Annotated in this window: 9 protein-coding genes and 1 riboswitch; of the genes, 3 read left to right on the forward strand and 6 right to left on the reverse strand. The window is 32.5% G+C overall.

What is annotated here, in order from left to right:
- The 3 genes from lgt to cysS all read right to left on the reverse strand — a co-directional run bounded on the left by lgt (position 1) and on the right by cysS (position 2,789).
- On the reverse strand, positions 1-861 hold the full coding sequence (gene lgt, locus GQS57_RS16610; protein ID WP_165733987.1) for a prolipoprotein diacylglyceryl transferase: 861 nt from the start codon (positions 859-861) through the stop codon (positions 1-3).
- A gap of 98 nt (positions 862-959) precedes the next feature.
- Positions 960-1,193, reverse strand: a complete 234-nt coding sequence (gene yidD / locus GQS57_RS16615; RefSeq protein WP_165733988.1) for a membrane protein insertion efficiency factor YidD — start codon at positions 1,191-1,193, stop codon at positions 960-962.
- Positions 1,194-1,310: 117 nt separating this feature from the next.
- A complete protein-coding gene (gene cysS, locus GQS57_RS16620; RefSeq protein WP_165733989.1) occupies positions 1,311-2,789 on the reverse strand; it encodes a cysteine--tRNA ligase in 1,479 nt (492 codons plus the stop codon).
- Between the two features lie 258 nt (positions 2,790-3,047).
- Positions 3,048-3,246: riboswitch (cobalamin riboswitch) on the forward strand.
- 118 nt (positions 3,247-3,364) lie between these two features.
- Here cysS and nrdG point away from each other — a divergent pair.
- The 3 genes from nrdG (at position 3,365) to GQS57_RS16635 (ending at position 6,980) form a co-directional block, all read left to right on the forward strand.
- On the forward strand, positions 3,365-3,817 hold the full coding sequence (nrdG, locus tag GQS57_RS16625) for an anaerobic ribonucleoside-triphosphate reductase activating protein (protein WP_165733990.1): 453 nt from the start codon (positions 3,365-3,367) through the stop codon (positions 3,815-3,817).
- Between the two features lie 3 nt (positions 3,818-3,820).
- Positions 3,821-5,611 (forward strand): anaerobic ribonucleoside-triphosphate reductase, encoded by a 1,791-nt coding sequence (gene nrdD / locus GQS57_RS16630; RefSeq protein WP_165733991.1) that lies wholly within the window; start codon positions 3,821-3,823, stop codon positions 5,609-5,611.
- A gap of 214 nt (positions 5,612-5,825) precedes the next feature.
- Positions 5,826-6,980, forward strand: a complete 1,155-nt coding sequence (locus GQS57_RS16635) for an MFS transporter (protein ID WP_205860288.1) — start codon at positions 5,826-5,828, stop codon at positions 6,978-6,980.
- Here the strand turns inward: GQS57_RS16635 and GQS57_RS16640 are convergent.
- The 3 genes from GQS57_RS16640 to GQS57_RS16650 all read right to left on the reverse strand — a co-directional run bounded on the left by GQS57_RS16640 (position 6,973) and on the right by GQS57_RS16650 (position 16,282).
- A complete protein-coding gene (locus GQS57_RS16640) occupies positions 6,973-9,525 on the reverse strand; it encodes a DUF559 domain-containing protein (RefSeq protein ID WP_261973755.1) in 2,553 nt (850 codons plus the stop codon). The genes GQS57_RS16635 and GQS57_RS16640 overlap by 8 nt on opposite strands.
- Positions 9,526-9,681: 156 nt before the next feature.
- Positions 9,682-15,831 carry a T9SS type A sorting domain-containing protein gene (locus GQS57_RS16645; protein WP_165733992.1) on the reverse strand — a complete coding sequence of 2,050 codons (6,150 nt, stop codon included), beginning with the start codon at positions 15,829-15,831 and terminating at the stop codon, positions 9,682-9,684.
- A gap of 169 nt (positions 15,832-16,000) precedes the next feature.
- Positions 16,001-16,282, reverse strand: coding sequence for a hypothetical protein (locus tag GQS57_RS16650; protein ID WP_165733993.1), 282 nt, complete (start codon positions 16,280-16,282; stop codon positions 16,001-16,003).
- Between the last annotated feature and the right edge of the window lie 103 nt (positions 16,283-16,385).

Consider the following 16,385-nt stretch of genomic DNA (forward strand, 5'->3'; position numbering starts at 1 on the left):
CTATTTGTTTCCAGCTTTTTTAGATTTCTTAAACATTAACCAAAAACCGATTAAAACCAATGGTATACTTAAAACCTGACCTGTGTTTAAGGAGTTAAAAACCCAATCTTCTCTACCATCTACTTGTGCTTCTTTTAAGAATTCTATAAAGAAACGTAAAGACCAAAGTACTACCATAAAAAGACCAAAAAGAAATCCTGTTTGTTCTTTTTTATCTGTTTTCCAAAATAAATGCCACATCACAAAAAACAATATTAAGTAACTAAATGCTTCATATAATTGTGTTGGATGTCTTGGCTCCGTTTCTCCTGCCGCTTTAAAAATGACTCCAAAATTAGAACCTGTTGCTTTTCCGTAAATTTCTGAATTGAAAAAGTTACCAAAACGAATAAAGAAACCTGCCAAAGCAACCATAATTGCCAATCTATCTAAGATAAATAACCAAGGTTTATTCAAGTGTTTTTTTGCATAAAAATACATTGCGATAGGAATTCCAATTGCAGCTCCATGACTAGCAAAACCAGTAAAACCAGTAAATTTCCATCCTTTTATAATCCCGAATAAAGAATCGTTTGCACTTTCTTTTATCGGTAAAAATATCTCTAATAAATGATTCTGATAATAAGACCAGCTATAGAAAAACACATCTCCTAAACGCATTCCTACAAGCATCGAAACAAAGACATACATAAATAATACATCTAATTTTTCTGCAGGAATTTTGTCTTCAACATAAATCTTCTTCATTAGTCTTAAACCTAATAAAAATGCTGCTACAAACATTAAACTGTACCAACGTACGATAAAAAAACCTAAATCTATTCCTATTGAAGGATCCCATGTAATTGCTAAAAAGCTCATATATTTCTTATTCTATGTTAGTCGATCGCAGTCGAAACCTCATTATAAAATGCACTATTAAAAAAATATCTCGACTGCGCTCGAGATGTCAATTTAATTTATTCTTTTTTATCCGGAACAGGATCATAACCGCTTCCTCCCCAAGGATGACAACTAAATATTCTCTTTAACGCTAACCATCCACCAGAAATTAAACCATGTTTTTGTAATGCCTCAATGGTGTAGTGTGAACACGTTGGACTGTATCTACAAGTTGCTGGTGTAAATGGTGAAATTGCTACCTGATAAAAACGAACTAGCAATATAAATGGAAAAGAAAGTATTTTTTTCAATGATTAAAATTTAAGAATTAAATGAATACATCCTGATTATGAGATTTCTCAATCGTTCCTCTTTCGAAATGACAATCACACTCAAAAAATTGAAATTCATAATTCGTAATTTCCTTTTTAATTGATTAAAAAAGTGGTGCCTTCTTTGCCATCTTTTAGCTGAATTCCTAAAGCGATTAGTTCATCTCTAATTTGGTCAGACAATGCCCAATCTTTATTTTCTCTTGCTTCTTTTCTTAACTTAATCAACAATTCCACAACTCCATTTATTTTTTCTGAATTGTCTTGAGATTTTTCATTCATCAACCCTAAAACATCAAATACAAATGCGTTAATTGTTGTTTTAAATTCAGTTAAATCTTCTGCAGTTAAACTTGCTTTATGTTCTTTTATTTGATTGATAACCTTTACAGCCTCAAACAATTGAGGAATTAACATTGGCGTATTAAAATCGTCATTCATGGCAGCATAACAAGCTGTTTTCCATTCTTGAACATTAAAAGTAGATGTTTTACCAGCTTCTATTTTTTCTAAAAAATTAACCGCTTCCATTAATTTAGAATGTCCTTTTTCCGACGCTTCTAAAGCATCACCAGAAAAATCTAAAATACTTCTATAATTGGCTTGCATGTTAAAGAAACGAACTACACTTGCCGAAAATGGTTTCGGTAAAATGTTATTTTCTCCAGATAAAATTTCATTCGGTAAAATAAAATTACCTGTAGATTTGGCCATTCTCTGTCCGTTTAAAGAAAGCATATTTGTGTGCATCCAATAATTTACGGGCGTTACACCACTACATGTTTTAGATTGTGCAATTTCACATTCGTGATGTGGGAATTTTAAATCCATTCCACCACCATGAATATCAAAACTTTCACCTAAATATTTTGTACTCATTACAGAACATTCTAAATGCCAACCCGGAAAACCATCGCTCCAAGGAGAAGGCCAACGCATAATATGCTTTTCATCCGCTTTTTTCCAAAGTGCAAAATCTTGTGGATTTTTCTTATCAGATTGCCCGTCTAAAGTTCTGGTATTATTTAATAAATCTTCTACTTTTCTTCCTGAAAGAATTCCGTAATTTTCTTTTTTATTATACTCGTGTACATCAAAATATACAGAACCATTTACTTCGTACCCAAACCCCTTATCAATGATTTCTTTAATCATTTCTATCTGCTCAACAATATGTCCGGTTGCAGTAGGCTCTATACTTGGTGGTAAAAAATTATAGTTTTTTAAAACATCATGAAAATCTACAGTATAACGCTGTACAACTTCCATCGGCTCAATTTGTTCTAAACGAGCTTTTACAGCAATTTTATCTTCACCTTCATCTGCATCGTTTTCTAAATGACCTGCATCGGTTATATTACGCACATAACGTACCTTGTAGCCTAAATGCAATAAATAACGATACACAACATCAAAGAACATAAAAGTTCTAACATTACCTAAATGTGCGTTGCTATAAACGGTTGGACCACAAACGTACATACCAACGTATCCGTCTGTTATAGATTTAAAATTCTCTTTTTTCTTTGTTAAAGAGTTGTATACTTTCAGTTGATTTTCTTTGTACAGTTCCATTAAATAAGTGACTAATTACAGCGGATAAAGATAGACACTTTAAAAAGAATGACGAAATGGAATTTGTTAGAAGTTTAATAAGATTTAAAGTTTGTCATAAAACCTGTTTTTTTTCTTTATTCGGATAATATTCTAAAAAAAAATAAAGTTAAATTTTAAAATAAAAACTATATAAACAACTAAGTCAACAAAAAAAAGCTGTTCATAAGTTTCTTAACAAGTTATTATCTGCTAGAGTAAAAGTTGTGAAATCATTTTTAAATTTGAATAGAATTTGGTTCTAATAACAGCTTTAGTTGTTATAATTAAAAGGGAAACAGGTGAAAAACCTGTACTGTTCCCGCAGCTGTAAGCTCTATTAAAGGTTGTTACATTCTTTGTCACTGTTTATTTCTAAAATGGGAAGACGTAAAAACTAGAGTAAGTCAGAAGACCTGCCAATTTCATATTAGTCGAGCTTTCGGGATAAAGGTTATTGGCACGATGTATCTACTTATATCATTGGTTATCGTACCTTTTTTGACACATTATTAACCATCAATAAATACATTTTATTGATTATAATTTTCGTGAACATGAATTACTCTAGTATTCAGGTTGTTTTGCAAGAAGTTCCTGGTGAAATCAGCATATGTTTTAGCATTTGTGGATGCCAGATTCGTTGTAAAGGCTGTCATTCACCCATATTATGGAAAGAAGAAAACGGACAACAACTCTCTATCAAATTATACCAAAAAACATTACAAAAATACAAAGGGTTTGCAAGTTGTGTTTTATTTATGGGAGGCGAATGGCATCAAAAAGAACTTATTAATCACCTTAAATATGCACAAAAAGAAGGCTATAAAACCTGTCTGTATACTGGTGAAAAAAGGATTGATAAAAACTTACAACAACACCTTACTTGGCTTAAAACTGGAAAATGGATCTCTAAAAAAGGAGGCTTAGAAAATCCTAATACAAATCAGCAATTTATAGACGTAAAAACAAATAATATATTAAATCATTTATTCTTAAAAAACTATTAAGCTATGATTCGCTTAACACAAAAACAGGTAGATCAAAAAATTAATTTTATCAGTAATTACATTAACGCTAACAATGCTGCAGATGGCTCTAAAATAGATGCCAACGCAAATGTTTCTTCAAAAAACATAGCCACAATGGAAGCTGAATTAAATAAAGACATCAATGTACAAGTAAATAGGCAGTTGGTGAAAAATAAAATTGAACAGTTGTTTAACAAGGAACTAGCTAATGAATATGTAAGACAAATAGAAGCTCATGAAATTTATGTACATGATGAAACTTCTTTAAAACCCTATTGCACTTCTATTAGCATGTATCCGTTTTTATTTGATGGATTGACAAAATTGGGCGGAGAAAGTAAAGCTCCTCAACACTTAGAGAGTTATTGTGGTGAATTTGTAAACCTTGTTTTTGCGGTAAGTTCTCAATTTGCAGGTGCTTTGGCAACTGTAGAATTTTTACTATATTTCGATTATTTTGCTAGAAAAGATTTTGGAAAAGATTACCTCTACACTAATACAAAAACGGTTTCTAACCACTTACAACATGCTGTTTACGCCATAAACCAACCTGCAGCTGCCAGAGGTTATCAATCTGTTTTCTGGAACATTTCTTTGTATGATGAAAAATATTTTGATAGCTTATTTGGTGAATTTGTTTTCCCTGACATGACAAAACCGCAATGGGAAAGCCTTAAAGAACTACAACAGTTCTTTATGAAATGGTTTAATAAAGAAAGAGAAAAAGCTGTTTTAACTTTTCCGGTAGTTACCGCTGCAATGTTAGTAAAAGAAGGCAAACCTGTAGATACCGAATTTGCAAATATGTGCGCCACAGAATTAAGCGAAGGAAATTCGTTTTTTATATATCAATCTGAAAGCGCAGATAGTTTAGCTTCTTGCTGCAGGCTAAGGAACGAAATTAGCGATAATACTTTTAGCTATTCTCTCGGTGCTGGAGGTGTTTCAACTGGCTCGATTAATGTGATTACTCTAAATATGAATCGCTTAATTCAACAAGGTAAAGATCTTAAAACCGAAATCAATAAAATTCAAAAATATCAAATTGCCTACAGAAAATTAATTGAAGAATATAAAAACGCAGGAATGCTTCCGGTTTATGATGCTGGTTTTATATCACTTGATAAACAGTTTCTAACTATCGGAATTAATGGAATGGTAGAAGCAGCAGAAAGTCAAGGAATAAAAGCAGAAAATACGCCAATCTATAAAGATTTTGTAGAAAAACAGCTCAAAATAATTTTCGACGCAAACAAGGAAGCTAAAGTAACGTATGGTTACATGTTTAATACTGAGTTTGTCCCTGCTGAAAATTTAGGTGTAAAAAATGCAAAATGGGACAAAGAAGATGGCTTATTTGTACCCAGAGATTGTTATAATTCTTATTTCTATCCTGTAGAAAATAATGCTATCAATTCTTTGGATAAAATAATACTGCATGGTACAGATATTATAAAGTATTTAGATGGTGGTTCTGCACTTCATTTAAACCTAGAAGAAGCTCCTAATAAAGACGGTTTTCTTAAGCTAATTGAAGCTACAGCAAAAGCTGGATGCAATTATTTTTGTTTTAATGTAAAGATTACTATTTGTAATGAATGTGGTCATATTGATAAAAAAACACTTCAAAAATGTTGTGAGTGCAATTCTAAAAATATAGACTACGGAACACGAGTTATTGGATACCTAAAGCGTATTTCGAACTTTAGTTCAGAGAGACAAAATGAACACGATTTAAGGTTTTATCACTTAAACAATATTAAAGCTTCTTAAACCACCCCAACTAATTAAGGAATGAGTTTCTTCTTTTACAGAAACTTGTTCCTTCCATAAGTAAATAAAAAACTAACAATAAGAAAATTACAGTTACCCTCCCAAATAGAAACCATTTTTTAAATCAAACAAATCTTCACAATTATATGTCTTGTAGAAAGTTTACATGTAGTACTTTTGCCAAACTTTTAAAAAAGGGTGTCAAAAAAATTATATGATTAAAAAGAGTTTATTATCATTAGCACTAGGGACTTTTGCCATAGGAATGACAGAATTTACAATGATGGGTATTTTACCCGATATTGCTAAAGACTTAAATATTGATATTCCTTCTGCAGGGCATTTAATTTCTTTATACGCTTTAGGTGTTGTTATTGGTTCTCCTATTTTAGTACTATTTACCGCTAAATATTCACCTAGAAAAGTATTAATTTTTCTAATGCTTTTGTTTGCTGTTTTTAATGCATTATTTGCTGTTTCTCCAATATATTCACTTTTACTCGTTTCTAGGTTTATGGCAGGTTTGCCACATGGTGCGTTTTTTGGAGTTGGCTCTGTAGTGGCTGCAAAATTTGCCGACCCTGGTAAAAAAGCACAGGCAATTGCCATAATGGTTACCGGTATGACCATTGCAAACCTTATTGGAGTTCCTTTAGGCACTTATATTGGGCATCACTTTTCTTGGAGATACACGTATTTAATAATCAGTTTATTTGGTTTGTTATCGATGCTTTCTATATACTTCTGGATTCCAAAAATGCAACCACTCTCACAAGTTAGTAAGAAAAGTCAATTGGCCTATTTTAAAACAAAAAAAGCATGGGTTATAATCGGTATGGTTTCTATAGGAACTGGTGGTTTATTTGCTTGGTTAAGCTATATAGCGCCTTTAATGACCGAAATTACCAAAATTAATGAAGACGGAATTCCGTTTGTGATGGTTTTAGTTGGTTTAGGAATGATAATAGGAAACCTTTTAGGAGGTAAGTTAGCAGACATTATTACACCTCAAAAAACAGTAACCGTTTCTTTTATATTTATGATGCTCTGTTTAATTATCATTTATTTTACAGCTCATATTCCATTTATGAGTTATTCAATGGCATTTATTACGGGTGTTGCTGCTTTTAGTTGTTCATCTCCAATACAAATGCTTTTAATAGATTCTGCTGAAGGTTCAGAAAGCATTGCCGCTGCTGGAGGTCAGTCTAGTTTTAATTTAGGAAATACGATGGGTGCTTTTTTCGGCGGATTGCCAATTACCTATGGTTACGCCTATAATTCGCCTTTGCTTATTGGAGTTGGTATGGTAGCAATAGGTATTTGTTTTTCTTATTACTATTTAGTTTTACTGAAGAAATCTAACTAATCTCACTCCAAATTTTAGAGTTTTTAGAAAGTGCAACATACGCCTTTTTAATATTGCTGTTTGCTGGTTGCGATAAATTACCATCTTCCTGCAAAACAGCAATTGCTGTGTTTCTTGCGGCCACTAAAATTTTAGAATCTTTAACAACATCGGCAATTTTAAGATTTAAAACACCACTTTGTTGGGTGCCCATTAAATTACCAGGACCACGTAATTTTAAATCTACCTCAGCTATTTTAAATCCATCAGTAGTATCTACCATCGTTTTCAAACGTGTTTTTCCTTCTTCGGATAACTTATAACTAGACAATAAAATACAATAACTTTGGTCTGCACCTCTACCTACTCTTCCTCTTAATTGATGTAATTGAGAAAGCCCGAATCGTTCTGAACTCTCAATAATCATTACACTAGCATTGGGTACGTTTACACCGACTTCAATTACCGTTGTAGCGACCATAATTTGTGTTTCGCCTTTTACAAAACGCTGCATTTCGTGTTCTTTATCTGCAGGTTTCATTTTTCCGTGTACAATACTGATTTGATATTTAGGCGTAGGAAAATCTCGTGAAATACTTTCAAAACCATCCATTAAGTCTTTATAATCCATGGCTTCAGATTCTTGAATTAAAGGATACACCACATATACTTGTCTTCCTTTTTCAATTTCATCGCGCATAAATTTAAAAACCGACAATCTATTTTTATCAAATCGATGTACTGTTTTTACTTCTTTTCTTCCTGGAGGTAACTCATCAATTACAGAAATATCTAAATCTCCATAAACAGACATTGCTAAAGTTCTAGGAATTGGTGTTGCCGTCATTACTAGAATGTGTGGAGGAAGAGAAGCCCCTCCAACCTCCCCGAAGGGAAGGCTTTTATCACTGTTGTGTAATTCTTGTGTTATCTTTTTTGTTACTTTTTCAATATCACCTATAACTTCTTCATTAGTAAGTCTAATAACTTTAAAACCTAATTCTCTAAGAATTTTCGTTCTTAAATCATCTGCTTCTTGCTGTGCTGTTGTATTATGATATTTTCCATCAACCTCAACAATTAAGTTTTTTTCGATACAAATAAAATCGACAATAAATTCATCAACAATATGTTGTCTTCTAAATTTAGAATCTAGCTTTTTTGCCTTTAATTGTTGCCAAAGAACTTGTTCTGCTGGTGTGGTTTGTTTTTTACGTTCTACTTGCAATTCCTTCATCAAAGCATACACAGAAGGATTAGCAGTCATATATTTTTGATGCACAGCTTGAAATTCTTCGCTAAATGAAGGTTGAGAAGGATCTTTCCCTCCTTTTTTCCAAAGTTGAGCTCTTTGTGCAACTCCAAATCTATGTTGTTCATCAATAATTGCAATACCAAGGTTTTTAAATTTCACTTTATCTTCTAACAAGGCATGCGTACCTATTAAAATATGCAACGTTCCGTCTTCTAAATTTGCATGAATTTCTCTACGCTTTTTTATTCTAACCGACCCTGTTAACAAATCGACATTAATATCCATGTCTTTCAACATTTCTGAAATTGCATGATAATGTTGGGTTGCCAAAATTTCTGTTGGCGCCATAATTGTTGCTTGGAAACCGTTGTCTATGGCTAAAAGCATGGTTAATAAAGCTACAATGGTTTTTCCTGAACCAACATCTCCTTGTAAAAGACGATTCATATGTGCACCTGAAGCTACGTCTTTTCTAATTTCTTTTAGTACTCTTTTTTGAGCATTTGTTAAATCGAAAGGTAAATGGTCTTTATAAAAAGTATTAAAGTAATCGCTCACGTTTTCAAAAACAAAGCCTTTTATTTTTGTTTTGTTGATGAGTTTCTTTCTCAATAGCTGCAACTGAATAAAAAATAATTCTTCGAACTTTAAACGATTTTGCGCTTTGGCTAAGTTTTCTTGATTTTTAGGAAAATGTGCATTCAGCAAAGCATCACGCTTAGACATCAACTTGAAATCGTCTATTATTTCTTGTGATAATGTTTCTGTAATTACTTCAAAAAACTGCTGTAATACATACTGAACATAAGTACGCATTAGTTTATTTGAAACACCAGAGTTCACCAATCTTTCTGTGGATGGATATACAGGCTGCATTTTAGATTGCAACTTTTTCTTGTATTCCGTTACCAATTCTAATTCTGGGTGTGGAATACTAAAATTGCCGTTATAATGGTTCAATTTACCGTAAACCACATAGGGTTCATTAATTTTTAAAGAGTCTTTAATCCATTTTTGACCTTTAAACCAAACCAACTCCATAGAACCTGTTGCATCTTGAAAAGTAGCTACTAACCTACTTCCTCTTTTTTGAGCTACCGATTTTACGCGTGTAATTTTCCCTACAATTTGTACTTCAGAAGAATTTGGTTGTAAGTCTTTTATCGCATAAAATGCGGTTTTATCAATATATCTAAACGGAAAGAAGTTTAGTAAATCATTACATGTTTTTATACCCAATTCGGTGTACATAAGCGTTGCTCTTTGTACACTAATTCCTTTAATATATGTTATGGGATGGTTTAAATTCAATTTATAGAAATATAAAGAACGAAAATACAGAAATCTCTATAAATAAAAGAAAAAAGAATAGCTCTAATGATTTTTTTTTAATAAAAATCAATAGAACTATTCTCAAAAATAATTAACCTCGACGTTTATAAATTACAAACGTCATTTTTCCCCACGCTACTCTAATATTATTTTCTTTGAAATTTTTCCTTTCTCTGTTTCTATATTAACAATATAAATAGCTTTAGATAATTTCTTTGTTTTTAATCTTTGTTGCGCTACTTCTTGATCTAGGTTACTCCACTGATCAACTGTTTGCCCTAAAAGATTAAATAACTTAACCGTTCTAAGTTGCAAATTATCGTTGTTATTAATTACTATTTCTTTAGTAGTTTTATCTATGAAGATCGTTATATTTTTATCTAAAATAACAGCTTCATCTGCAACATCTAAAGTTGTATTTGTTACTTCTTTAAACGCTAAGAAAAAACGATCTGTATAACTTCCGGCCGATAATGTTAACGAGAATTTTCCGCTATTAATTAAATAAGCTTTACCAGTTAATTTATCTTTTATAAATACATCTCTATCAATAGCCTCCCATTCATCAACACCAATACTTACAGTACCATTTTCTAACAAAGAAATAAATAAAGGAACTTCTAAATCGTCAGTTATTTCTTGTACTCCAGTAATAGCGTATTTACCATCATTTTCTGGAAACTTCCAATAAAAATCAGTTTCACCAACATCTAACATTGCAGCATCATACCCTTTTTCAAATCCAAAAGAATTGTCGCTTTTAAAAGAAATACCTATTTGTCTATGTAGACCTAAACCTTCTTCATTTACATAATCCATACCTAATTTAATTATAGGAAGCTTACTTACTAGAGCTTCACTTTCTTTTTTAGAATGACCATCAGTTTTAAAGAAAATAGACTCCTCTCCCTCTTGAATGTATTCTCTTTGACTGTTATTAAATTCGATTGGACCACCATTGTTATCTCCTTCTATAAAAAAACCTTGTCCCATAGCAATATATGCAGCTGGCACTTTATAATCTCCACTACCTACAGATGGAACACCTGCTTGTGCAACACGCCCTTTTAGAGTAAATGAATCTATATACAGGCCAGAATTCCCTGAATTATCTGTATATGAAAACTCTATAAGGTCACCAACTTTAATATCCAATTGAAGACTCCCTTGTTCATACTTAACATTTGAATCTGCCAACTGAAGTATTTGTAGGTTACCGCCATTTACCCTAATTCCTAGAGGTATATCATTAACACTTCTGTAAGAAACAAACAATTTATCTGCATCGGTATTACTTGTAAAAGAAAGCCCTTCATTATAATTATTTATTAAAACACCCGTAATAGAGTTACCTGACACTACCTCTGTATATTCAATTGCTCCATTTACTTTGTCACAAGATTCAGCTTCGATTAAACTTACTGTAGTATCAGCTCCATTATTAGCCTCTACTTGGTTCGCAGACAACCCCATAGAAATATTTCTAATAGCATAACCTCCTATGTAGCCACCAAAATTATGCCCTGCGGTTCCCCAACCACTTTCTTCACCGGCATGTTCCCAGAAATATAAAGCACCTGTTATAGAACTCGTATTATCTTGTATAAATTTCTTTGCACTTATAGCTCCTGCAAAAGGGTTTCCTACTAAATAAGATTCATCTGCACCAACTGTTGTACTAATATCTCCATCTTTTGGTGTTCCCACATAAGTATAATTTTGCCCATTCGTATTTTGATTTAGACTTCCGGGACCTTTAAAAATAAAACCATCCGTCTCAGAAATTGTTTGGTCTTTGTATTTATGCTCCCAATTAGATCTAGATCCAGCACCATTAGCATAGGTATACACCCAGTAATCTGCTATGGATATCGGGTCTGTACTCCATGTTCCGTTATAACCACCAATAAAAGTTATATTTTTTGCAATATCAGTAGTTCCTTGACCAATTGTACCACTATGACTTAAAGGATTTGTACCGTCTTTTAGAACACTTTCTATGGTATAAGTACTTTCATCTATAGTATTTACAGGAGAACTCATGTAATTATATCTATACATACTAGGCACCATAGATTTTTGATCTACCAATAACTTCCCAGAACCTGTAATTCGCTTTACTCCGTCATGTGTTTGCACTAACTGCGCTTTGTTTGTATCATCTGAACTCACCAATCTAATTTCACCGTCTAAAACGATGTTATTGGTCACTACTAATAAATGATCTGTAACACTAAACACTGTATTACTTTTAACTTCTAATTTACGGGCACTTAATTTTTCTATATGTTCATAGCTTTCAGAAATTACAACTTCTCTAGATCTATCTGGATAACCGTTAGACCAATCTCCACTTATTCTATCTGTTAACCCAAATCTATGAAATCCGGGTCTTGTGTTTGCATTTACTTTGGCTGAAGCAATCTCAGATAACAACGGATCATGAGCATGACGTTCTATAGTAGCATCCGTTAATAAATCTGTATAAGTAGTAATCTCATCATCTATAAAAGCAATCCATTCTACAGGCTCAAAAGTTGTGTTTGGTAATGAAATGCTATCAATACGCACATAACTTGTGCTATCTGCAATATTTCTTATTACATCTGTTCTATTAACCCAAGCTTTATAATCAATGTCTTTTGTTAATACAATAATATCATTTTCATCACTAAAATCTGTAACTCCTGTATTTACATGCTCTGTTGCAGTAGATAATTTATTTGTAACAGCCCCCATAGATATTAATATAGACTTTCCTCCATCAATGCTACTTGTATTAGCAAATACAGCTGTAGGAGACAATAAACCTGATGGATCTAATATTCTATCTTTATAGAAAGCAACATTAGCTGTATTTGGAGCAACAATATTATTAGGATCTATGTTAGTTACCTCAATCCAACGCTCTCCATCAGACTGAAATACTTGCGTAATCATTGCTGTACCACAGCCATTAATACTGTTATTTAATGCATAGGCTAAATAACTGGAAGGATAAGTTGTAATAGCCCTTGCAGTATCATCTGTTTCTATACTTGCTACTAAACCATTACTACCTACAGATTGACCAGAAGCTGCAATATCTAAAATAGCATTATCTGTAGCTTCGCTAATATTTCCTGAAGCATCGGTTCCATTTCCATTAGTTACATTTGTTGTTTTTAAAATACCAGGCACCCCTGCCTCCATAACATCTGGACAACTATCTCCGTCAGAATCTAAATCTAAACTATTAATAATACCATCATTATCTTCATCATTAAATTCTGATGGACATTGTAAAACACTAAAAACAATATTGTCTACCCCAACATCATTACCTGCACCACCGTTGGGTTGGTCGTTATAAATTACAATATCTACTTCATCAGTACTACCTGTAAAATCTAAGACAACCCTTTCCCACTCATCATTATTAGTTACTCCTACCGAAGAAGCTGTTTTTAAAGTTAATCCATTACTATCTTGTACTTCTAATCTAAAAATAGGTGCATCAGCACATCCATTGCATAATCCAGACATATCTAAACGAAATCTATAATCTGCACCAATAACTAAATTATTAAGAGTATGACGATAAAACTCCTTATTTCCTTCATTAATCATGTTAATAGACAAATACCTACCGTTTGATGAACCTCCTATAGGGCCACTAAACTCATCTATATTTGCATCTAAATCTCCATTTTGATCTGTACGGTTGTAATGCCCTAAGCCTGGAGTTAACGAAGACACAACAGCATAAGAACCATCTGGAATAGCTCCCCCAGTGTCATACGAATGATTTAAAATATAAGGATTATCTGATCTTCCGGTACCCGTACCAAAATCTTCACTATACAGTTCTACAATTTCTACTTTATCTTCAATCGGACAATTACCATTCTCTATAATGTCAATAATACCATCATTATCATCATCAATATCTAAACTATCATCAATTCCATCATTATCTGTATCGACTAAACAAGTAGCAAAACTTCCTTCTGTAGCCCCTCTTGTATCTACGAAAGCTCCAAAAACTTTAATTTCATTATCTAAAGAAACACCTACCAATGCTGAAGCAGAAATTTTTATTCCTGAATATGCCTGCGTCGTTTTAAAGCCAAGATTAAGATCTCCAGAACCAGATACTCCAATAATATTTGTTAACAACTCTAACCCGATTAAGTTACCTGCGGTACTAGACTCTAACTCTACTCCAGTAGCACTTAAAGTAGTAATCGTTAAACTATTTTGTAAAATACTTAGGCTTACTAAAGCATCATTAAAATTTAGGGAGAAACCAGCATATGATCCTGCAGGAAAACTATTCGTTGCATCTCTTACGGCTAAACTAGCTGACCCACCAACACTTGCTAAAATATTAATTGTTGCATAATCTGTATCGTCACTTGTTATTACATTATCTGCATTAGCAACACTACAACCTACACACGCTAATCCCGAAACACCTGTTTGTTTAAAATCTATATAGGTAGAAAAAGTTGGTGCGTTTAAAGCGTAAGAAGTATTACACTCTAAAGTTGTTGAACACATTTTTTGAATAAAGCTATTGTAAATTTTAATGGTACCTAAATTAACTGCTGCTAATGGCGCTGCAAATTTAATACGAACTTCATCAAAAGTTTGTGTAGCAGAAAAACCAATAGTTTGTTTGTTTTCTGAAGCTAACAAAGGAGCACCTACTAAAAGAGGACCTCCAGACTTAGACTGTACCAAAGTTCCGTTTAAATAAGTAGAAATAGTGGTATTACTTAATAAATCTATTGCTACAAGAGATTCTGATTCTACTACAAAACCCACATAATAAGGATTCGTTGTTGTAGCTACGTAATTGTCCAAAACATCATAAACACCAATTTCTAACGAACCTAAAGCATCTATATCTAAACCTAATTCTGCATAATCATCTGTATCTGAATTTATAATATTCTCTAATCCATTTATATTAACACCTGCACTTACTAAACCAGTACCTGATGTCTTAATCTCTACTGGATAATCTGTATTTGTCCAAGCTACTTGAGTATTACAATCTAAAGTATCTGTATTACTACAATATTCTTTTATAACAGGATAATTTACATTAAAATCACCTAAACTAACACCAAGAGTATCTGAAAGCTCTATTTTAATTTCATCATAAGGTTTACTTGCAGCTGTTACAAAACCTACATTTCTTGTAGCACTTGTTAAAAGAGGAAGCCCCACAAGAGCATCAGTAACATTTATAGACTGTTGTTCTACATTACCTAAATAAGTGGTAATTTTTAATGTACTTAACACACTTAAATCCACAGCAGCATTTGTAGTTATATTAAAACCAGCATAAGTACCTCCTGCAAAAGGGACTAATGCACTAGCTTCAAAATCTCTTTGTTTTTTTACTGATAAATAAACAGTTCGTAACGCTCCTACTGAAAGGACACCTCCTGTTAAATTAGCATGAGTGCTAGCGTTACCATCTAATACATTTTCTGGGTTAATACCTGTTGTTCCTAAAAGATTTAAACTAACACCAACCTGACCAACATCATCTACTTCCATTGCGTAGCCTGTACCCAAAGAAATTTCCGACATTGTATTACAAGCTAAAGCACTACTTGTATCTTCATAAATTTTCACAAACGGATAGTTAACTTCTAAGGTGGTAACCAAACCACCTACAGAAATTCTCATCTCATCAAATGCAACTGGTGATACAAAACCAATACTTGCACTTGAACCAAAACCTAAATTAAGCGACAATACATCACTCGAAGGAATATAAGAAGCTACTGAAGTTGGATTACCGTCTTTATATAAATTAATAGTTATTGTACTAAGCAAACCTACTCCCGTACCAATATTAAAACCGGCATAAGTTCCTGCAGGAAAATCTCCTAATGCACTAGGAGCTGTAATTGTTAATGTATTAGTTCCTGCAACAGTAGCTATTGTAGATGTCGAATTAGTTAAATCTGAGTCTACAGCATTTCCTGAAGTATCAACTCCAGGAGGTGTACTCCATTCAGGGGTACATACTTCAGATACCCCTACTCCAGTACAAGTTTCAGTTCCATCTACTGCAACCCCATCAAAATAAGTAAGATCATTTACCAACGGTACAATTACATTTTTAGGTAAACCTGCAATAGTATTGACTACAAGTGATTTTTTTGTTGTTTTTGTCTTAGGTGGACCTTCAATACCATTTGCCTTATCATTCGTAGCATAAATATTTATGATGCTTAAAACGAATAAAAGGGTGAACCATTTTTGAGTTGTTTTTGTTTTCATTTTTCGGGGAATTAAAAAAATTATAAACTTTCTGTAAGCTATTCTTCTAGATTAAAACTATATACATATAATTTTATCCTCAGAATAGTTATTCTAACTATTGTGTTTGTTTTGAATTTTAAAAAAATAATATGTTTTTTTTATAGGACTATGCCTACTCAATTACCTATTAGGCTACCTTTAGATTTCTACGCTTTGTCTTATCAACCTGCAATAGACGGTATTTACTATTCACCTTCATAACCATATTAAAAAAAGCATGATTATTAATTAAAGACACTACTTGGTTCTCCGGAGGTTTACCAAGAATATCAACAGCAAGTATTGTTTTAGTAGTTTTAGACTTGTAAGTAAGTCTTTTCACCTTATTATTATTATTTTCTGCAGAAGTATTTAAAATACTAGAAACGAATAAAAGGGTGAACTTTTTTTGAGTTGTTTTTCTTTTCATTTTTACGGGGGATTAAAAAATTCATAAACTTATTTATACTATTATTTAGGGGCAAAAAATATAATTCTCACCTAAAATAAATACACAATGATGTTTGTTCCTA

This window comes from Polaribacter sp. 20A6 (assembly GCF_011378915.1).
GTDB classification, from domain to species: Bacteria; Bacteroidota; Bacteroidia; order Flavobacteriales; family Flavobacteriaceae; genus Polaribacter; species Polaribacter sejongensis.